Annotated in this window: 21 protein-coding genes, 4 pseudogenes and 1 other annotated feature; of the genes and pseudogenes, 11 read left to right on the top strand and 14 right to left on the bottom strand. The window is 51.9% G+C overall.

Annotated elements, in window-relative coordinates:
• Window positions 1-436, top strand: a pseudogene (locus HK25_RS11560) (IS3 family transposase); the annotation flags it as partial.
• 6 nt (window positions 437-442) lie between these two features.
• Here the strand turns inward: HK25_RS11560 and HK25_RS11555 are convergent.
• The 3 genes and pseudogenes from HK25_RS11555 to HK25_RS11545 all read right to left on the bottom strand — a co-directional run.
• Window positions 443-1,044, bottom strand: a pseudogene (locus tag HK25_RS11555) (transposase); the annotation flags it as partial.
• Between the two features lie 316 nt (window positions 1,045-1,360).
• On the bottom strand, window positions 1,361-1,990 hold the full coding sequence (locus HK25_RS11550) for an HAD family hydrolase (RefSeq protein ID WP_086636314.1): 630 nt from the start codon (window positions 1,988-1,990) through the stop codon (window positions 1,361-1,363).
• Window positions 1,991-2,242: 252 nt separating this feature from the next.
• Window positions 2,243-3,144, bottom strand: a pseudogene (locus tag HK25_RS11545) (DDE-type integrase/transposase/recombinase).
• A 6-nt stretch (window positions 3,145-3,150) separates the two neighbouring features.
• Between HK25_RS11545 and HK25_RS11540 the strand changes: the two are divergent.
• A pseudogene (locus HK25_RS11540) lies at window positions 3,151-3,553 on the top strand (transposase); the annotation flags it as partial.
• Window positions 3,554-3,717: 164 nt separating this feature from the next.
• On the opposite strand, the gene HK25_RS11535 reads toward HK25_RS11540, so the two are convergent.
• Window positions 3,718-4,125, bottom strand: coding sequence for a VOC family protein (locus HK25_RS11535; protein WP_086636312.1), 408 nt, complete (start codon window positions 4,123-4,125; stop codon window positions 3,718-3,720).
• On the bottom strand, window positions 4,122-4,748 hold the full coding sequence (locus HK25_RS11530) for a glutathione S-transferase family protein (protein WP_086636315.1): 627 nt from the start codon (window positions 4,746-4,748) through the stop codon (window positions 4,122-4,124). The genes HK25_RS11535 and HK25_RS11530 overlap by 4 nt, the downstream gene beginning before the upstream one ends.
• Window positions 4,749-4,880: 132 nt before the next feature.
• Here HK25_RS11530 and HK25_RS11525 point away from each other — a divergent pair, with 132 nt between their 5' ends.
• Window positions 4,881-5,813 (top strand): LysR family transcriptional regulator, encoded by a 933-nt coding sequence (locus tag HK25_RS11525; protein ID WP_255406304.1) that lies wholly within the window; start codon window positions 4,881-4,883, stop codon window positions 5,811-5,813.
• Window positions 5,814-5,959: 146 nt separating this feature from the next.
• Here the strand turns inward: HK25_RS11525 and HK25_RS11520 are convergent, their stop codons facing one another.
• The gene (locus tag HK25_RS11520; RefSeq protein ID WP_086636310.1) at window positions 5,960-6,961 is read right to left on the bottom strand and encodes a Zn-dependent oxidoreductase; all 1,002 of its coding nucleotides are present in this window, start codon (window positions 6,959-6,961) and stop codon (window positions 5,960-5,962) included.
• A gap of 106 nt (window positions 6,962-7,067) precedes the next feature.
• Here HK25_RS11520 and HK25_RS13565 point away from each other — a divergent pair, with 106 nt between their 5' ends.
• Window positions 7,068-7,430, top strand: coding sequence for a helix-turn-helix domain-containing protein (locus tag HK25_RS13565; protein WP_086636309.1), 363 nt, complete (start codon window positions 7,068-7,070; stop codon window positions 7,428-7,430).
• Between the two features lie 222 nt (window positions 7,431-7,652).
• Here HK25_RS13565 and HK25_RS11510 read toward each other — a convergent pair whose 3' ends face one another.
• A complete protein-coding gene (locus HK25_RS11510) occupies window positions 7,653-8,534 on the bottom strand; it encodes a LysR family transcriptional regulator (protein WP_086636308.1) in 882 nt (293 codons plus the stop codon).
• Window positions 8,535-8,638: 104 nt separating this feature from the next.
• Here HK25_RS11510 and HK25_RS11505 point away from each other — a divergent pair, with 104 nt between their 5' ends.
• The 4 genes from HK25_RS11505 (at window position 8,639) to HK25_RS11490 (ending at window position 11,219) form a co-directional block, all read left to right on the top strand.
• Window positions 8,639-9,364 carry a haloacid dehalogenase type II gene (locus HK25_RS11505; protein ID WP_086636307.1) on the top strand — a complete coding sequence of 242 codons (726 nt, stop codon included), beginning with the start codon at window positions 8,639-8,641 and terminating at the stop codon, window positions 9,362-9,364.
• Between the two features lie 68 nt (window positions 9,365-9,432).
• Window positions 9,433-9,822 (top strand): CidA/LrgA family protein, encoded by a 390-nt coding sequence (locus tag HK25_RS11500; RefSeq protein WP_158092950.1) that lies wholly within the window; start codon window positions 9,433-9,435, stop codon window positions 9,820-9,822.
• Window positions 9,815-10,531 (top strand): LrgB family protein, encoded by a 717-nt coding sequence (locus tag HK25_RS11495; protein ID WP_086636305.1) that lies wholly within the window; start codon window positions 9,815-9,817, stop codon window positions 10,529-10,531. Before HK25_RS11500 ends, HK25_RS11495 begins: the two co-directional genes overlap by 8 nt.
• 244 nt (window positions 10,532-10,775) lie before the next feature.
• Window positions 10,776-11,219, top strand: coding sequence for a TetR/AcrR family transcriptional regulator (locus HK25_RS11490; RefSeq protein ID WP_086636304.1), 444 nt, complete (start codon window positions 10,776-10,778; stop codon window positions 11,217-11,219).
• A gap of 218 nt (window positions 11,220-11,437) precedes the next feature.
• Here the strand turns inward: HK25_RS11490 and HK25_RS13020 are convergent, their stop codons facing one another.
• The 3 genes from HK25_RS13020 to HK25_RS11475 form a co-directional block, all read right to left on the bottom strand.
• Window positions 11,438-11,575: a hypothetical protein gene (locus HK25_RS13020; RefSeq protein ID WP_158092949.1), complete on the bottom strand. Its 138-nt coding sequence runs from the start codon at window positions 11,573-11,575 to the stop codon at window positions 11,438-11,440.
• Window positions 11,576-11,692: 117 nt separating this feature from the next.
• Window positions 11,693-12,571, bottom strand: a complete 879-nt coding sequence (locus HK25_RS11480) for an alpha/beta fold hydrolase (protein ID WP_086636302.1) — start codon at window positions 12,569-12,571, stop codon at window positions 11,693-11,695.
• A 14-nt stretch (window positions 12,572-12,585) separates the two neighbouring features.
• On the bottom strand, window positions 12,586-13,224 hold the full coding sequence (locus tag HK25_RS11475; protein WP_086636301.1) for a TetR/AcrR family transcriptional regulator: 639 nt from the start codon (window positions 13,222-13,224) through the stop codon (window positions 12,586-12,588).
• Window positions 13,225-13,279: 55 nt separating this feature from the next.
• Here HK25_RS11475 and HK25_RS12845 point away from each other — a divergent pair, with 55 nt between their 5' ends.
• Window positions 13,280-13,540 carry a hypothetical protein gene (locus HK25_RS12845; RefSeq protein ID WP_143295998.1) on the top strand — a complete coding sequence of 87 codons (261 nt, stop codon included), beginning with the start codon at window positions 13,280-13,282 and terminating at the stop codon, window positions 13,538-13,540.
• Here HK25_RS12845 and HK25_RS11470 read toward each other — a convergent pair.
• The 4 genes from HK25_RS11470 to HK25_RS11455 all read right to left on the bottom strand — a co-directional run bounded on the left by HK25_RS11470 (window position 13,537) and on the right by HK25_RS11455 (window position 17,449).
• Window positions 13,537-14,697: an L-dopachrome tautomerase-related protein gene (locus HK25_RS11470; RefSeq protein ID WP_086636300.1), complete on the bottom strand. Its 1,161-nt coding sequence runs from the start codon at window positions 14,695-14,697 to the stop codon at window positions 13,537-13,539. The genes HK25_RS12845 and HK25_RS11470 overlap by 4 nt on opposite strands.
• 4 nt (window positions 14,698-14,701) lie before the next feature.
• Window positions 14,702-14,977, bottom strand: coding sequence for a hypothetical protein (locus tag HK25_RS11465; RefSeq protein ID WP_015075018.1), 276 nt, complete (start codon window positions 14,975-14,977; stop codon window positions 14,702-14,704).
• 614 nt (window positions 14,978-15,591) lie between these two features.
• Window positions 15,592-16,350, bottom strand: coding sequence for an SDR family oxidoreductase (locus HK25_RS11460; RefSeq protein WP_233127819.1), 759 nt, complete (start codon window positions 16,348-16,350; stop codon window positions 15,592-15,594).
• 79 nt (window positions 16,351-16,429) lie between these two features.
• On the bottom strand, window positions 16,430-17,449 hold the full coding sequence (locus HK25_RS11455; RefSeq protein ID WP_086636298.1) for a zinc-binding alcohol dehydrogenase family protein: 1,020 nt from the start codon (window positions 17,447-17,449) through the stop codon (window positions 16,430-16,432).
• 100 nt (window positions 17,450-17,549) lie between these two features.
• Between HK25_RS11455 and HK25_RS11450 the strand changes: the two genes are divergently transcribed.
• Window positions 17,550-17,942 carry a helix-turn-helix domain-containing protein gene (locus tag HK25_RS11450; RefSeq protein WP_198945979.1) on the top strand — a complete coding sequence of 131 codons (393 nt, stop codon included), beginning with the start codon at window positions 17,550-17,552 and terminating at the stop codon, window positions 17,940-17,942.
• Between the two features lie 111 nt (window positions 17,943-18,053).
• Window positions 18,054-19,264 (top strand): IS3 family transposase gene (locus tag HK25_RS11445; RefSeq protein ID WP_143295997.1). Its coding sequence is split into 2 segments (ribosomal slippage): window positions 18,054-18,339 and window positions 18,339-19,264, totalling 1,212 coding nucleotides; the frame shifts between segments, so codons are not numbered across the junction.
• Window positions 18,332-18,448: a sequence feature (AL1L pseudoknot), on the top strand. It overlaps the preceding gene by 117 nt.
• Window positions 19,265-19,368: the final 104 nt, after the last annotated feature.

The raw sequence follows: 19,368 nt of genomic DNA, 5'->3' as shown, positions 1-19,368 counted from the left end.
CTGTGCCCGCAGAAGACAGGATGACATCCTGATGGTCCATATCCGCGCCATTCACGCTCAGAGCAGGCAAAGTTACGGACGTCCCCGTATGACAGAAGAACTCAGGGCTGCTGGTCTGTCTGTCGGGCATCGTCGCGCTGGACGTTTGATGCGCGAGTATGACATTCGTGTTGTCAGGACACGACGCTTCAGGGTCACCACGAACAGTTCGCACAAGCACAATATTGAACCCAACCTTCCGGGCCAGGATTTTTCAGCACCAGCGCTTAACCGGAAATGGACAGCGGACATCACATACATCTGGACACGTGAAGGCTGGGTTTACCTGGCTGTGGTGCCGGACCTCTTCTCATGCAGAGTCATTGGCTGGAACCCTGGGGGCCGTATGACCGCAGATCTTGCTACGACAGCGTTACAGCGCGCTATTGCCTTGCGTCATGGTTCCATCATCCTGCCGCTTCGTTTCGGTGAACTTCAGCGTCCATCGCGCATGACGATCCTTGTGCGACAGCTTTGTCGGCATGTCCTGCCAGTCTTCAGGAATACGGCCTGCCGGGAGATCGGCCTTCTCAGCGTTGGCATTGTGCCGCTTCGGAGCCGCTACCAATGTTGCATCCAGGATCTGGCTCGACATCGACAGATAGCCCCGGTCCGCAGGGTCGCGTCAAATCGGTCAAACAGTCTTTCAATGGCCCCCGCCTGGGTCAGACGCTCGCGGAACAGCCAGACCGTTTTGGCATCCGGCACACGGTCCGACAGCCCCGGGCCAAGGAAACGCATGAACGACAGGCGATCGTTGATCAGATATTCCGTTCGCTCGTCGGAGAGATTGTTCAGCGTCTGGATCACCAGGATCTTGAACATCAGTACCGGATCAAATGGCGGTCGTCCGCCCTTGCTTCCATCGGAATACGCCAGGGTCTTTTCCAGATCAGGACGGAACGCTTCAAAATCCACAGTCTGGGAAAACGCTTCAAGCTGATCGCCAAGCCCGCTCAACCGAGCAAGCCGCTCTTCAACATCAAAGAAACCAGACTGCTTCATAGCGCCATTCCCTCAGTAAGAACCGGACGAATTGAATCACAGAGCGGGTTTCAAAACCAGGGGGTTTTTCGAACCCTCCATATGCGCCGCTTCCTTTTCCCGGAGCGGATCAACATGAGCGCGTAGCCATCCAGTAAGGGACAACACTTGATCCGCTCAAAAACGCAGGGCAAAAGTGATTCGCGCGCTGTTAATCAAATCGCCAAAAGCCAGGAATTACTAGCCAAGCACATCAATCAAGTGTTCTTCGATCTCTCCATCTTCTGGCGATGAGTCCTGAGTCCAAAAATAAATAAGTTAATTAATTAAAATAAAATTATGAGATAATAAAATCTGTAAATTCATAGTTAGGTATAGATGTGTGTTTGGTATTTTGTTTCTCTGAGTGCGCGTCCGTAACCACTATCACTCTTGCTCCGGAATTTTCTGCTGCCTGTATTCCTGAAGGAGCATCTTCAAACACAATGCATTTTGTAATATCTAGACCCATTTTTTTTGCGGCGAGACAATAACATTCTGGGTTGGGCTTGCCATTTTTGACATCGTCACAAGTAACCAAGACGTTGGGAATAGGCAATCCGGCTGCTTTGAGTCGACGAAGTGCTAGACGACGAGGAGCTGATGTTACGATTGCCCATCGTAACGGCGGAAGACTGGCGAGCATTGTTGAAGCTCCAATGATTGGATTTACTCCTTCAAGATCCTCCATTTCCATGGCAGTTATAATTGAAGCTTCCTTCAAGGGGTCGACGTTAGGTATATTAAGATCCGCTATAATCTCCGTGACGGGCCTACCATGGGATCGCATTAAGAAATCCATTGCGTCTAAATTGTACCTTTTTGCCCATTTGCTCCAAATTCTTTCTGAAGCTTGTATTGACGTCAATATAGTTCCATCCATATCGAAAAAGAAGCCGTCAGCTTGAAAAGTAAAATTATCAGACATAATTTATAAATCTTTCCATTGCATTGATTTGTATTGTGGTATTATCGGGATGGGAGGCTTTTCGCTATTTGGGAATATAAAATGTTTTGGATGCCTATGCAACTGAAGGGTCCGAAGAGCCGTTAGTTTATACGCTTGGCGTCTGATTTCAGGATTGTGGCGATTTGATTGAAGGGCGAGGAGTCGAAAGACACCTTGGCTCTGGCCAACTCTGTCTGATTCCATTTCCCATGCGTTGATTAGCAACTGTGTTTAAGAGGAGGAGGTAGCGCGCCACGGCAAGCCGGTTTTGAGGACGGCATTGGCGATTGTGATGAGACGCCGTGCGATAGCGATGATCACCAATTTATGTGGTTTACCCCGCGCCTTCATGCGCTTGGCAACAGCTTTCAGAACCGGATTATGGCAGGCAGCTGCCAATCCTGCTTGGAAGATGAATTTTTCTGGCTCTGAAGTCCAGATTTTGCAGGTGTATTCGTAAGGCGTGAGGCCGTTCAGGGTCTTGAGTCTTCGCCCGAAGTTATAGGCTGCCATGAAGTCATTGAGGCGTGTCCTCAACTGCTCATGGCTGTCGTAATGGAAGCGCTTGACGGTTGCTTCCCTTATCGTCCGGTTCATCCGTTCAACCTGATCGTTCGTCCAGGGATGGTTGGGTTTTGTCAGACGTGTTCGATCCCGTGAGCTTCGCAGATCATGTCGAAGCGCATGTGACGCGACCAGGCCGTATTGCGGTTACGGGGCTGTTCAGCAAACTGGATCCCATTGTCGGTCAGGATGGTATGAATCCGGTAAGGGATGATGCTCAGGAGATGTTCGAGGAATTCCCAAGCCGTCCTCCGATCAGCTTTTTCGACCAGTTGTGTGACAGCGAATTTGCTTGTCCGGTCAATGGCCACGAAGGGGTACAGCTTGCCTTCAGCGGTCTGGACTTCCGCTATGTCGAGATGAAAGAACCCAATTGGGGAGCGTTTGAAACGCTGGCGTGTGGGCTTGTCTCCCTCCATGTCCGGCAATCGTGAGATCTCTTGACGCTGAAAGCAGTGATGTAGGGCCGAGCGTCTCAGATGGGGAATGCTGGCCTGCAGGGCATAAAGGCAGTTATCCAGCGACAGCAAGGTATGCCGCGATATCGCTTCGTCCGTCTCGGACAGCACCGTTGAGCGCGGCTCTTCAGGGCCATCTGTCCTGAAAAGGGAACGGCCTCAGGCCTCGTGCTCCCCGTCTACAACCTGTAAGGCATGCAATTGCATCTCACGGAGATTTCTCGAACGGTCGCACCAGGCGCTCACGCCTTCCTCATTGTGGATCAGGTGGCATGGCATACCACTCAGAAACAGGATGTTCTCTGTAATATCACCACTCTCCCGCTGCCTCTTCGGGCGCCTGAACTGAAACCCGTGGAAAATCTCTGGCAGTTCCTCCGAAATACATGGCTCTCAAACAGAATCTTCAAAACCTATAACGATATCGTTGATATAGCCTGTCACGCGCTGGAACCAGCTCTTGGAACAACCTTGGCGCATCATGTCAATAGGACTGCGCGATTGGGCTCATAGGTTCTAGCAATCAACGGTTGGTATGAGCCATCTGCCCGAACGACATCGAAATTAGCGTCGACATTATCAGCCGAATCTCTGGAATATTTATTCCACGTCCGCTCCGCCGTTCATTCGAACCGCCTTCTGTCGCCGGCGAATAATGTCTCCGAAATTGTATGCCTTCGACCATCACCTAAGAATTTCATTGAACTCCAGCACATTTCCGTCCGGATCACGTATGAAGCAGACGATACGTCTGTCATGGCCCATCTGGACAGGCCCCTCTGTGATAGTGATGCGCTCCTGCTCCAGCCAATGCACGAGGTCTCTCATGCTCTCAACAATGAACGCCGCGTGTGTATAACCCGGTCGTTTTACGGGAACGTCCATAAGAACGTTCCCTTGGGGGTCTGGAACACCGTTGAAAATCAGATGAATGCGAAGGCCGGATGAATGCTTCAGGCCACAAGTTCTCACAGCCGGGGCGAACTCTTTCAGATCGCGGATGAAGCCGAATTTGGCATAAAATCTTTCGGAAACATCAAGATCCGTTACGCGAATACCAACGTGATCGAAGGCCAGACGATTGAAATTCATTGTCCATTTCCCTTTTCCAGACCTGCCGCAGTCTTCTGAAACGGAACAAATCCTCGCAAATTTTCTACACGCCGCAACCATACGGCAATCGCGCCGTATCCCGACAGATCGACATTTCCTTCAGGGGCTCTCACAATATAACTGTAGAGCGCGGCATCCGCGATCGTAGGTTCCTGCGTTCCTGCGATCCATATTCTGTCTTGCAGAGTTTGCTCGATCACCTTGAGCGTATCGTGGGCGCGCTGAATTACCTCAGACGTATCGAAATGAGCTCCGAAGACCGTCACCAAGCGTGCGGCGCAGCATCCATATGCAATTTTCCCAGCGGCTACCGATAGCCAGCGTTGAATTTCGGCCTCCGTCACTCGGTCCTCGGGCAACCAGTGAGACGGACCGATCTTCCGGGCCGCGTAAACAAGGATGGCGTTGGAATCTGAGATGATGATCCCCTCATCATCCAGCACGGGTATTTCCCCAAAAGCGTTCAGCTTCAAAAATTCAGGCGTTTTTTGCTCACCTGAACCCAGATCGACAAATTTCAGCTCATGAGGCAGGCCAGCAAGAGAAAGAAAGAGGTGCGCCCGATGTGCATGACCCGAAAGGGGATGATAATACAGTTTCATGGAAAGCTCCCGAAAGGACAGACAGAACAGGTCCATTGTCTTCTCATAAAGTCTGCCTTACGATAATCGTTCAAATATGCACTTCATTATTGCGATTTGTGTATGTAATCTGCTTTATCGCAGGAGGGGCACCTGATCGACCTTCAGACGTTACGGGTTTTTATGGCGGTCGGCGATGAGGCGAGCTTTGTAGGGGCCGCCCGTAAGCTGGGCCTTTCCGCAACCACAGTAACCCGCACAGTGAAGACTCTCGAATCCGATCTCGGGGTCTCCCTGTTTAACCGCACAACACGGTCCGTTCACCTGACGACGGAAGGCGCGGAATTTCTGGTTCGGTGCCGAACTGCAATTTTTGATCTCGATGATGCAGTCGCAGTTGCAAAAGGCGCCGGGATAGAGCCGCAGGGGGTATTATCGATTACGGCACCGGTTATTTTTGGCCGGTTACACGTACTGCCCGTTGTCACGGACCTTTTAAAAATCTGGCCAAAATTAACCATACGACTCTTTTTGACAGACCGGGTCGTTCATCTTGTGGAAGAAGGCATTGATCTCGCCATACGGATCGCCCCACCGCAGAATAGCGCCTTAAAGATGAAGAAAATTGGTGAAGTTCAAAAAGTATTCGTCGCCAGCAATTCATATATCGAGCGTTGTGGGGAGCCAAAAACCTTTAAGGATCTCGTGACGCACAGCCTTATCGACGTCGATGAATATGCGACCGGACATTCGGAATGGCGTTTGGGCGGAAAAAATAATCTTTCAATAAGAATTTCCCCCCGACTTTCTGTAAACAGCGTCGACGCCGCGCTGTCAGCCGCCATAGACGGTTTTGGTATCGCAAGCGCACTCTCGTACCAGACTGACGACCTAGTAAGAAAAGGCTATCTTCGCAGAGTTCTTCCAGACACTGCCACCTCCATACTGCCCGTGGCCATCCTTTTTCCAGCTAGAGAGCGTCAGTCCGTCAACGTTCGGATGTTTACCTCCGCAATGAAAGAACGCTTTATGAATGATCCACTCCTGAAGAACACAAATCACAATTCACTTATGAGTAATTCATGATGAATCCAAAAATGGCGAGACAGAAAGATGGCATCGATACAACAGATGCTCGACCATCTTCTTTTCCGCCGTCTGCCTCGCCACCATTCAGACCCGATTGACCAATATCGTCTGTTGTATGTGCCATCTCCCACAGATGGCGCCAATCAGACTGTCGGTGAAAGAATGGCCTTCGCTCCGGGTTCGGCCTCATACGCCATAGCTTCAGCTATTTGATCGAAGCTGAATTTCATTCCCTGCCGTGTCCTGAACATCGGGTCGGCGATGATCTCTTCGAGAGACGTTAGCGCGGCGCGAAGCTTGTGGATGTCCCTGACAGTCGCGCTGTTGAAATTACTGAATCCCTTCATCGTAAGCTTTTTTGCGACGAAGAGCACAGATGGAACCGAGATCAGACCTACGCCACCAAGGAAGCCGTAACACCAAATAGTGCTGCTTATCGGCAGATGTGGAGCGATCCGATTGATCAGTTCTCCTCCAACTCCATCGAAGACAGCGGTTGTGTTCAGTTGCTTTGAAAGCGTAGCCAACTTATTTTCGAAGTCGTGCGATTCCGTAACAAGAACATGCTCCACACCCAATCCGCGAAGTTCTTCGCCAGCCTGTTCAGAGCGTACCAGAGAGATCAACGGTATATGCTTTTTTCGAGCTATCGCCGTTATGGCGAGGCCACTCGCTGACGCGCCTGCCGTCACGATCAGGCCTGTGTGTCCTTCGCTCAACATCTCTTCCACAAACGCGTATGCGGTCATCGCATTGACAAGAGAACCAGAATAATCCTCGACTGCAACGCATTCGGGCAGAATAAGAGCGCTGGTATAAGGTAAGATGGCTTTCCCAGACCATAATCCGACAGTATGCGGGCTCGGCGTCAACGAACGATAGAGTGCCACATTCCTGCCAGCGAACGCCGTCGGGACATCTTCGCCAATCGCGCATACTTTGCCTGACGCAGAAGCGCCCCAGATTTCATAAAGACTGGTGTTCAACCCCTTGGTGATCGTCGGCCTTGCAAGGAACGCCTTGTCCCCATGGTTAATGGCGGAAGCAACAATGTCCACCATAATATGTCCGCTCGGAACAAAGGCAGGAGTGGGGACCTCGCGCACCTCAAGCTGACGATTTTCCGTGACGCAAATGGCCTTCATCTTCGGGGTCTCCTGTGCTCGATCCAGTCTGAATAGACTGCGGGCACGATCAAAATAGAAACACTAACCTTTCACAAGTGCGGATCTTTTTGTTAGTGTAAGTGCCATGCAACTCACGACCCCATGTCCTGTGGCGTTTACGTCGAAGATCCTCAGCGGGCGATGGAAAGCTCGTATCGTGTGGTCACTTATTCGGAACCAACCGCTAAGGTTCTCTGCGATACGCAGAGCCTGTCCGCCGATAAGCGACCGGATGCTGACAAAAGAACTGCGCCAACTGGAGGAATGGGGACTGCTGTCCCGTAAGGAATATCCTGTTGTCCCACCGAAGACCGAGTATCGTCTAACCGATCTAGGCGATACGCTACGGCCGGTCATGCAATCGATGGCGGACTGGGGGCTTTCTCATCGGCCGGAGATCGTCGACGGGCTTGGCAGCAGTGATCAGGAAGCAAGCCCGCGCGGCTAGCAGCAATGTGCAAGCGGTGGAGTTGATTGACAAAACCGGGGCCTGATCCAACCCCGGCCCATTGCCAAGTCCAGAGTAATGAACCAATGCCATCTGACAACCTGACAGCTAGCTCGCTTCAATCCACATGACCTAATCGTATACAAAATCTCAGGCATCGGACGAGGCTCGTGTATTCCTGCTGCACATTCACGTCCTGCCTGAGAAATCCTTCATCAATCTTCAACTACTGCAAACCAGATTAAATGGTGTCATCGATATTTGGCGTAAAAGTTCACAGAACAGCGTGGCTTGAGGGCTGAGCTTTCTGTTGATGGGCGTAAATAGTGCCAATTCGACCTTGGGCAGGTCAGGCAAGACATGACGACCAACAACCTGCATATCATCAATGAATTTATCCACCATTGGCGTAATCGCAATTCCTGCGTCCACAGCTGCTTGGAGACCAGCAAGGCTGGGGCTTGTGCACACAACATCCCATGAGCGTTCTGCCTGAGCCAAAGCCTCTGTCGCGGCTCGACGATAAACACATCCATCCGGGAACAATGCCAAGGGGATTGGATCAGTCACCCCTTCGAGGGTACTGATATCGCCTGCCCAGACAAGTTGCTCTGTCGCTAAAACCTCACCTTGCGCTGCCCCCACCATCTGCTTGCCGAGTACGAGATCAAGCCGTTGATCTTGCATCATGGCAACCATCGGGTCGGTCAAGCCCACGTGAACCTCCAATCGAACATTCGAGTGCATACGTCGGAATCGTTTAAGGGCCTGCGGAAGCCAATAAGTCGTAAGGTCATCACACGCTGCGATGCGGAGTTTACCAGAAAGCTCCGGCGCGTTGAGCTTGTGGTAAGCCTCGTCTGAAATTCTCAGCATACTTCTGGAGTAGTCGAGAAGTATTGTTCCTTCGTAAGTTAGCACAACAACCCGTGTACTGCGTTCGAACAACGGTTTTCCGACACGTGTCTCCAAACGCTTGATTTGCTGGCTGATCGTTGACTGGGTTTGATTCAGGGCATCAGCAGCAGCCGTGAAGCTGACATGGTCCGCCACCGTGACGAAGGTGCGAATGAGTTGAAGGTCGAAGGCGGCCGCGGATTGCATAGATTAATCGTATTTGTGAATGAATAAGAGCGCAATCATTAATTTGAATAGTTGTCGTTACGTGCCGATATTCAGCGCTAAACAATCTTTCTGAAAGAACGACAATGCCACATGATTTCAGCCCCGTAGGGTTCCTGGGTTTCGATACTTTTGGAACGGTCGTTGACTGGCGCAACGGTGTAGCAAGAGAGGCCGAACCGTTTTTGAAACGCCACAGAATGGCCGTCGATCCGTTGGATTTCGCTGATCAATGGCGCGCATTGTATGAGCCTTCCATGGAGAAGGTACGTTCAGGCGAACGGAACTGGGTGAAGCTCGATATCCTTCACCGTGAAAATCTGGAGAAAGTCCTGGAAAACAATGGCGTCGACCTCGATAGTATCGTCGATGCCGAATTGCGCGATCTCAATACGGCTTGGCACCGCCTCGATCCATGGCCGGACGCAATTGAAGGGTTAACCCGACTTAAGCGAAAGTTCCCAATCGGTCCACTTTCAAATGGGAATATTTCCGCGATGCTCGCACTTGCCCGCTTCGGCGGTCTGCCGTGGGATGTCATCGTAGGTGCCGAGATATCCGAAAGCTACAAGCCTCAGAGTGAAACTTATCTTAAAACAGCGGAAGCAGTTGGTTTCCCCCCTCAGCAGGTTGCTCTGGTCGCTGCGCACAATAGCGATCTGGCGGCGGCACGGGCAGTAGGATTTCGCACCGTCTTCGTGCGACGCCCGTATGAACACGGGCCCCTTCAGCAGACCGATGTCAGGGCAGAAGACAATTGGGACCTCTGTGTTGAGACGTTGACACAAGCAGCTGACGCGCTCGGTTGCTGACACCCAAATTCCACAGAACCGGTCAGTGATTGATGGACGCTGGCCAGAATAGCAGGAAACATCAAGTCGTGATTCAGGCCATAGGAATTTTACTTACCTGCCAGTTAGCCGGCGAAGTGCTCTCCCAAGCACTAAATCTTCCACTCCCAGGGCCTGTTATCGGGCTGATCATCCTAATCCTTGGTTTGTTTTTTTTGGGTAGTCGCTACGGCTTGATGGAGGAGACAATCGACGTAGAACCAATCGGTCGAGTTAGCCAAGGGCTTCTGAATACTCTTGGGATATTCTTTGTGCCGGCTGCTGTTGGGACAATGCAGGTATCGGATGTGTTGGCTCGTTATGGGCTTAAGCTATTTGTTGCAGTTGCCGGATCGACCTGCTTCACCCTTATCACTACCGCTTTTTTATTTGGGTCCATCGTTAAATTATTGCCACCGGATAAATCAAACCATGACTAACCTCACACCCCTTTGGGTATATATTTTAGGAACGCCTTTATTATGGATGACTGTTACTGTTCTGGTCTACGTTTGCTCGTTGCGCATTGTAGGTGTTCTGCGCAGCAATCCATGCGCAAATCCAATTTTGATTTCAACAGTTACATTAATTATTCTGCTCAAAATGACTCATACGTCATACGCCACTTATTTCCAAGGCGCACAGTTCGTCCACTTCATGCTGGGCCCTTCTACGCTGGCCATTGCCGTGCCGATATATCGCAATCGTAAATTGCTAACCCGCCTGTTCTTCCCGATTTTAGTCGCCTTAACCGGCGGCGCTATAACTGGTTCAGTAAGCGGTTTGCTAATCGGTGTTCTGTTTGGCCTACCTCGCGGTCTACTTATAGCTATCGCTCCGAAATCAGTAACAGGGGGTGTCGCAATGGCTATAACCGCACGAATAGGTGGAGTACCTTCGATCACAATGTTGCTCGTCGTCACAGCGGGTATTTTTGGAGCGACTGTCGTTACTCCGCTTATGAATATCCTTAAGATCAACGATTATGCTGGTCGTGGCTTTGCTGTTGGCGTCGCTGCTCACGGCGTAGGCACTGCACGAGCATATACAGTTCATCCAACGGCAGGACTGTTCGCTGCCGTTGGAATGGGGTTGAATGCTATTGCAAGCGCGATAGCCATTCCAATAGTGCTGAAACTTCTCTTGTAAGATAGTGGTGTTGAAATTCGCTAATTCAGGAGAATTTGAGGCTTCTGCGGGGGCGAGATCCCAAAATATTCTTAATTGAACAAAAACAATTCCTTAATGACATAACAGTTTGAGCTGCATTGCGATGGGTTTATCCACGCCGATTTCCTTGGCCTAAGAAAAACATACGGTTGACTGCGGCTTGCATAACGCAGCTCCATAAAGTTTACATGTAAGCATAGTGGGGTAGGTATACATTGTAAAAATGATTGACACCATTTCCACCGATTTGCGCGCGCGCCTTGTTGCCGTAGCTCCGGCGCCCTACAGACATTTCCGAGACAAGGACGCCCTTTTGGCTGCTGTGGCTCTGCAAGGCTTTGAGACTCTTCGCAGAGAGTTGCTCGCGGCAGATCAAAAGCCAAATGCTCCGGAAGCCCTGATCGCACAGGGCGAGGCCTATGTTGCTTTTGCTCGACGTCACCCCAAGCTTTTCCGTCTGATGTTCGCTGGCCACGATGGGGGACCGCCGCCTGTGGAAGACAACGCATACGGCGTCATGGTCCGACGAGTTCGGCAAATCGCTCCCGATAATCTGGAAGCAGCAACACTCGCTTTTTGGTCTGCTGTTACGGCATCGCCACATTGGCGCTTGATGGTGGTTTGCCGACTGCCGGATCACCTTACGAACGTGCGGCCCTTGTGTTGATAATCAGAAGGCTTTCTAAAGATGATGCCATCAAGCGAGAAGAAAGTGGGAAGCGTTAAAACTGACCGCTTCCGCCTCGATTGTGTTGAAAAAGTCAGGTTGAGGTGTCCGCTCAGGGTTTTGTATGCAATTGGGAATGAAAAATCCCCATACTTACAATGCTCTATACGTTATGGTATCGAACCTAAATGTTGAGTGGAATCTCCAGAGGGACTTTTTCAACACAATCGCCTCCATGTCCGACGCTCAAGCTCTCTGGGGCCTGTCTCAGAAGCGGTCTTGCGTTTATGCCCGGGCCACTCAGCGTCGCTGCGACCATCATAAAGTGGCTCGGGGTTGGCGAGCACCGCTCGCATTACCTCTTCCTGCTGAGGAGGGGGCGCACACCCTGCTGTGATCTATTAAGTTTCCTCACGCTACCTGTAAGGTTGTGAGACGCCAGCCGTTGAGGGGCATCACGAACTTCGCGCTCATTAGCCCGCAAAGAATTCTCCGAACAATTGAGCAACAGCCACTGGCTGTTCTTCGGGGATGAAGTGACCGCTGGACGACACTGTGTTGCCGCGTAGATCGTCTACGAACGGTCTAAGCGGGGCGACCATATCAGGGATCGATCCTTGGTCAGCACTGACGGCGAGCACGGGCATGCTGAGTTTTCTATCACGGATCAGCGCACGATTCTGCTCAGCGGATATACTTGCCGCGCGATAGAAAGCGAGGCCTGCACGTAATGCACCGGGAAGACTGAAAATGCGGACATATTCGTCAATATCCGCATCGCTGAAACTTAGCGGGTTGGCAGCCTTACGACGCAAGAACCAGTCGAGGTAAACGCGCTCACGTCCTGTGATCAGAGCCTCAGGAAGGTCAGGTATAGCATGGAACGCGAAATGCCATGTCCGCCACGCCCGGTCGGGTGCGTTTGGCAACATATCGGGCAGTGTAACACCGGGTATGCCGGCATCAAGGAGCGCGAGACGGCTGACTTCGTTTGGGTACATCAGCGCGTAGGGCAGTCCGACCCAAGCACCGATGTCATGTGCCGCAAGGTTGTAATGGGTCAGACCGACACGTGCGACGAGGCCGTGGACGCGGCGCGCAACCGTTCCAGTGTCATAGCCATCAAGCGGTTTATCGGAATCCCCTTGGCCAGGAAGGTCAATAGCGACGACACGGAACCGGTCTGCCAAGAGAGGCATGACCCTACGCCAAGTAAACCAGCTTTGTGGATAGCCCGACAGGAAAACGAGTGGTTCAGCGTCTTGCGATCCGCACGTTACATAGTGCAGCCGCAATCCATCAACCGTCTCGAAAGCATGCTTGAACGGGGCAGTGTTGAGGTGTTCGATCATAATTCGTCCTATTCTCAGTCTAATATCTTGAGAGACATGCCTATCAACGCGTCATGGTCCCCCGGATCGTGAAGCTTGCCCACGGCACGAAAACCTTGGAGTAGGCTAAGAAGAAGATCGGCACTGGCCTCGATCGGCAGTTCGGCACGGATTGATCCGTCCTGCAGACCCTCCCGCAGCATGGTGATCAGCGCCGCTCGGTTAGTAGCCAGTGTATCGCTGAGTCTCTCATGAAGGGCACCGTCCAGCGTCGTGGCTTCGATCAGGCTTGCTAGAACGAGACAACCTTGCCGCCCTTCGAAGCCGGAAGCTGCTTCCAGATAGAAGCGGAGGCTCTCGGCAATGCGTTCACGTCCGGTGCTCGCCTTCAAAAGCCGAGTTGCAAGATCTTGCCGTCTTTGCTTCACATAATGCATGAACGCCGCTTCGAACACGCCCCGCTTGTCAGTGAATGCTTTGTAAAGGCTGCCTGCGGTGAGCCCGGTAGCGGTTTTAATACGATCGATCGAGGCGCCAGCATATCCATACTCGCGAAATACCGGCACGGTACGTGCGATAACCGTTTCCATATCGAAGGCACGCGGCCGGCCCATAGCCGGGCTGGGGGAAGATGAGACTATATTGTTCATGAAACCAACATAGGGAACGATCATTTCCTAAGTCAACAATCAATTGGGTAACTGTGCGCTTACCGGGATAATCGGTCTGATGTTATGGGAGTCCATGATTGGCGCGCAATCATCTTACAATCCTGCGGAAATGCGTCGTAAGCTGCATTGTACGGCTGTGACGCTGGCAATATCCTCATCTTCAGGGATCTGTTCCAGAAGAGCAGGAAGGTCTGTATCGCAGCAGCATGGCTATAACTCTGCTGTAGTCCCCGACGCTCTGTCGAAAAGCCCTCCCGGAGGAAAAATCAGGCCGGATGAGGGAGAACTTCTGATGCAAAAGACACGCAAAATCTCTTAAATCGGAGACTTATCTCTAATCTGGATAACGTGAGGATCGATCGACACCAGCAGAAACGGCTGCTGGATGCGGGATCGCTCATCATGGAACATTGGAAGGCGATCTAGTTGCGCGACGGGCAGCCACAGTCTGCCTCCTGGTGCGAGAAAGGGTGCATCAGCCCAATGTAGGCGCGGGTCTGAGATTAATCTTGTGACCCTTCCGGAAACGTCCCTACGATAGACGCCGTTATCCTTCAGATTGGTGAAGTAAAGGTTTCCGGCCGTATCCATGGTGCTGCCTCCGATTGGAGGTAAATCAGCCCAAGGCTGAACAGCCGCAGACAGATCGGCTGACGACACATTGGGATCGTCAAGCAAAGCTGTCGGAACTTGAGACCAAGGCCCTTCAAGGGGCCCAAAATACAGCCATTTCCCATCCGGACTGACTTCCAGCGGATCGACACTCACCAGAAGCGGCTGATGCGGGTGACTCTCTACGATGTGTCCATCCATGATAATCGGTCGATCGCTTCGTGCGCGTGTGGAAATATCGTTGTCCAGCACACGGCGTGCCTTGCCTGTTTTGATATCAAGAACGATCAGCGCTGCCTTGCCTGCATCTGTGAGATAAGCATACGTTCCGTTGAAACGAATATCGTCGATATAGCTGCCTGCCTGCGCGATCTCTGGCCCCAGAGGATAGATCCGCAGCACATGACCTGTTACCGGATCAATCCGCACCAGTTTGGCCCCTCCTAATACGAGGGTGCCTCCAAAAGACGGAGTTCCAGTATCAACAACCCAGAGCGTGCCGTCAGGGGCAACATGGAGGGCATTGACGCTGACAAACCGATGCGTCGCATCCTGTCCAGGTTGCCAGCCATTCCAGTCAGCATCCGGAAACGGCTCTATCTCTTTGCTCTTCGTCAGAAGACCCACGGTAGGCCCGGAAAACCCGGTCCACCGAGGGCCTGCGACAAACACACGACCACCAGCAAGCGCTACGGCGTTCCAATCCATTATTGTAGTGGTCGCCTCGATCCTGATGGTCTGGGCGTGGGAAGAAACAGGATGCGCACATACCGCAACGACTCCTGTAAAAACGGCCATAGCAGCGATACTGCGCAGGTTAGTTGCTCGGAAAGCCTGCCGTCGCTTCTGTTTCATGAATCCCATGATATCAGATCCCCGCAATAAAACCGGACGGCGTACCGTCGGCAGGATCCACGAACACCACGTCGTCTGGCGCCCGTCGCAGCGTATCAATGGCAAGAAAAACGATTGGATGGCTCAGAATACGGGGCACGGCATGCACCGCCCAACGGGGGAACACTAGAAGATGACCGGGTGCAAACGGGGCCTCCTCCGCCGTTTCCGGGAACGCGGCGGCAATTTCATTGAGATTGAACCGTCCACCCGTCCGGTTCAAGGTCATTAGATGCTCTTCGGCATTCATAACACCAGTTCTCCACTTCCAAGAAGTTTCTGTATGGCAGCAGTATCGGCGACCTGATGCAGCACTGTAATCTCGCCTTTTTCTACGGTTCAGAGATGCACGAAGGCGATATTGCCTGACTGTCCAATCGTTTTTCGCACGCGAGAGGCATCTGACACGTTGAGCTCTACAACGCGGTATTCAGAGTTACGGGATTTCGCGTCTACCCGATGTCGAAGGGGACAAACCGTGAAATATTTCCATTACAGCAACTATGATCTGTTGAGAACGCACCTCAATGACTTCATGTTCGCCAATCATTTCGAGCTAAGACTCACGCTTTACGAATACATCTGCAGGATATGAGCTTCAGAGCCAGAAACATTCATCCTCAATTCCCCCATCAAATGAAGGGATTAAATACCCAGCAAGAAACGATCAGGCTGCTTGCTGCAATACCAAGTCAGTGAAACATGTGAGTGCGGATTTGAACCTTTTCTCCAGTATGTCGGTATCTCTAGTAACTCATCAATTGTGATCCCATTTGTGGTCACAGGGGTTATACGGCACGCAAACAGATGGCATGCCGTATGATAGCCTTTTTTATTTACCAGACAGGTATAGATGCCCCCTCCCTATCCATTTTGGAAAAGTGCTTGCATTTTCTCATTAAAACTTTCGACGAATTCATATTCTTGCGGGCCTGAAGCCTCGCGAAATTTTTTTGCTTCATCAACGATGATTTCGTTCTTCTCTGTGGCCAAAAGAGCTATAGTATCGGAAATAAATTTCTTTAGAGGGACAGCGGCTTCTGCTTCTTGACTGTTCATCAGTTCGGTCCGCACCCACGGCGGTGCGATCTCGATGACGTCGATGTTCGTGTCCTTAAGCAGAAAACGCTGCGACATTACGTAAGAATGGAGAGCGGCTTTAGATGCAGAATAAACAGCTGTCAGTGCGAGCGGAATAAAGGCCAGTCCGGAAGTATTGTAGATAATGGTTGATTGGGGCTGCGCCTTAAGATGTGGCATGAGCGCAGAGGTCAGTCGAATCGGAGCAGCAAAATTGGTGGTGAACGTTGAAGTCAGAAGAGTGTCATCTATTTGCCCTGCCGCTGTATCTGGCAACATGATTCCGGCATTGTTGATAAGTACGTTCAACGACGGGTAATCTCGTTGAATTTGCTCCGCAGCATTCTGGATATCAGCCGGAATTTCGAGATCCAGTTCAATGGCCTCCATGCCAGGATTCGCTGCTGTAACCTCATTAAGCCTTAAACGGCGACGCCCGGCAATAATGACCTTGTTGCCATTCTGATGAAATGCTTCGGCAAGGGCGCGACCAATGCCGGAACCACCTCCAGTAATCAGTATGGTATTGTCTGTCAGTTTCATGTTGATCTCCATTTTGAGATTTCGAATTTCAGAAAAATGGGAAGGCTTTCTCTTCGTGTAAGGTCATCGAAATATAATTTCAGGCTGCAAAACCCTCGAGTACGATCTTGCCTTTAGCCTGACCGCTCTCGATCAGGGCGTGAGCATCCCGCAGATTGGCCGCAGTGATGAGCCCGAACTCTTTACCGAGCGTCGTGCGAAGACGACCTTCCTCTACAAGACGCGAGACGTCGTTCAGGAGTTTCCCCTGAGCGCTGATGTCTGCCGTTCCGAACAGTGAACGCGTAAACATCAGTTCCCAGTGCAGCGAGAGGCTTTTTCGCTTCAGAGGTAGAGCATTAAGTTCAGCCGGATCATCGATCAGGCCGAAATGCCCCTGTGGGGCAAGAAGTGCGACGATCTCTGCCAGGTGTCGATCTGTCTGCGTCGTGGAAAAAACAAAACCGGGAGCGCCCGTAGGAAGGGCAGCAACCTGTGCGGCCAGAGGCTTACTGTGATCGATCACGTAATCTGCCCCAAGAGATGCGACCCAGTCCTGCGTTTCGGGGCGCGAAGCCGTAGCAATGACCGTGATATCAGTCAGAACCTTGGCCAACTGGATCGCCATAGAACTGACCCCACCTGCGCCTCCGATAATTAGAATGGACGGCGTTGTTCCCGGGACAGGGCGCCGAATATCCAGGCGATCGAAAAGCATCTCCCAGGCAGTGATTGCTGTCAGTGGTAAGGCCGCGGCTTCAGCCCAGTTCAGAGAGCGGGGTTTGCGTCCGACAATCCGCTCATCGACCAGATGAAACTCAGCGTTAGTCCCCGGGCGATTGATCGCACCCGCATAAAAGACCTCATCGCCGACAGAAAAATCCATCACGTCTGGTCCGGTGCCAACGACAACACCCGCAGCATCCCAGCCCAGAACGCGCCATTGACTCGCCTCTGGTGTTGCGCTGCGGCGGACTTTTGTATCAACCGGATTGACCGAGACAGCTTTAATCTCCACCAGAAGATGACGCCCCGTGGGAACAGGTTTTGGCAGATCGATGTCCTGAAGGGCTGCCGGATTTTCGATGGGAAGAGGCATCTGATAACCGATGGCCCGCATAATGTCTGCTCCTCTGTTGAATGAGGAGAAGAGTGAGCATTATATTGTTTTCAGACAAGAACGCACTTTTAACACCCATAGTGTCGGAAATGATACCGTTATGACCCGCATCCGCCATAAATCACTTGATTGCAGCCCCGGCTGCGCTGTTGAAGCAACACTTCAACTCATCGACGGAAAATGGAAAGGTGTGATCCTCTATCACCTGCTTCAGGGGACCCTGCGCTTCAACGCCATCCGCAAACGTTTGCCCAATATCACCCAGAGAATGTTGACCACCCAGCTTCGCGAACTGGAGCGGGACGGGTTTGTGTTGCGGACGGTTTACCCGGAAGTTCCGCCAAAGGTGGAATACAGTCTGACCGCACGCGGTCGGACCCTTGAGCCCGTCATTATGACTCTCAAGAGATGGGGCGATGAGCATACGACGTTCGGACGTGTTCCTGAGGTCTGCGCCGACCTGAAGGGCTCGCCAACAGATGGAGGGTTCTAAAAACCTGCTGTTATTGAGGGATCCACTGTGATTCCATTTTTCTGGTTTTGCTTGATCTGAATTGCCCCGGGTTTTGTGGAGACAGAACGACCCGAGAGGTAAGAAGAATTCATGAGCAACAAATCGAAGCGTTTTCCGCCTGAATTTCGTGAGCGTGCGGCTCGCATGGTTCTGGAGGAAGAGAAGAGCCATCCATCACGCTGGTCTGCGGTGATGATGATAGCGCCAAAGCTGGATATTCATCCTGACACGCTGTCAAAATGGACCCGTCTGCATGAGCGGGCCAATGCGCCTGCGGTGAGTGAACTGCCTGATCGGGAAAAGATCAGGCAACTGGAGCGAGAGAACCGCGAATTGCGGCAGGCCAATGAAATCCTGCGTAAGGCTTCTGCGTATTTTGCCCAGGCGGAACTCGACCGCCGGTTCAGGCCATGACGCGCTTCATTGAGGAGCATCGGCAGACATATGGTGTCGGGTCAATCTGCAAGATCCTGCCGATTGCGCCATCTGTCTATTATGCAACCGTTGCCAGGCAGAAAAAACCTTGTGCGCGCAGCCAGAAAGACAAAGAGCTGTGTGATGAAATCCGCAGGGTCTGGAACGATAATTTCTGCGTCTATGGAGCGCGTAAGGTCTGGCATCAGCTCAGACGCGAAGGCAGGACTATCGCTCGCTGCACGGTAGAGCGGTTGATGCGCCAGATGGGACTTAAAGGCGTCATTCGTGGCAAGGGCGTCAGAACCACCCGGCCTGATCCGCAACGTCCGTGCCCTAAGGATCTGGTGCAGCGCCAGTTTCATGCTCCAGCCCCCAACAGGCTCTGGGTTTCGGATTTTACTTACGTTTCCACATGGCAGGGCTTTGTGTATGTGGCTTTCATCATTGATGTGTTTGCCCGCGTGATTGTGGGCTGGCGCGTCTCCTCCACTGCCCATACCGACTTCGTAATGGACGCCCTGGAGCAGGCTCTGTGCCAGAGGCGGCCTGAGGGAAAAGTGACCCATCATTCGGACCGCGGCTGTCAGTATGTGTCCATTCGCTATACGCAAAGACTGGCTGAAGCGGGCCTCGTCGCTTCAGTCGGAAGCGTTGGTGATTCCTATGATAATGCTCTGGCAGAGACCATCAATGGACTTTATAAAACCGAACTCATCTATCGGCAGGGACCCTGGAAAAACAGGGAAGCGGTTGAACTGGTAACACTTAAATGGATCGACTGGTTCAACAATCGGCGGCTCCTGTCCTCCATTGGAAACATCCCGCCAGCAGAAGCTGAAGCACGCTTTTATGCACAACAGAAATCACATGCTTTAGCCGCTTAAATCAGATAAAAAACGTCTCTACAAAACCCGGGGCAATTCAGCTCTGAGCGTGAATGGCGCGGATATGGACCATCAGGATGTCATCCTGTCTTCTGCGGGCACAG

Origin of the sequence: Acetobacter sp. DsW_059 (assembly GCF_002153695.1) — a bacterium.
GTDB lineage: Bacteria > Pseudomonadota > Alphaproteobacteria > Acetobacterales > Acetobacteraceae > Acetobacter > Acetobacter thailandicus.
This window is presented reverse-complemented; position numbering and strand designations above follow the sequence as displayed.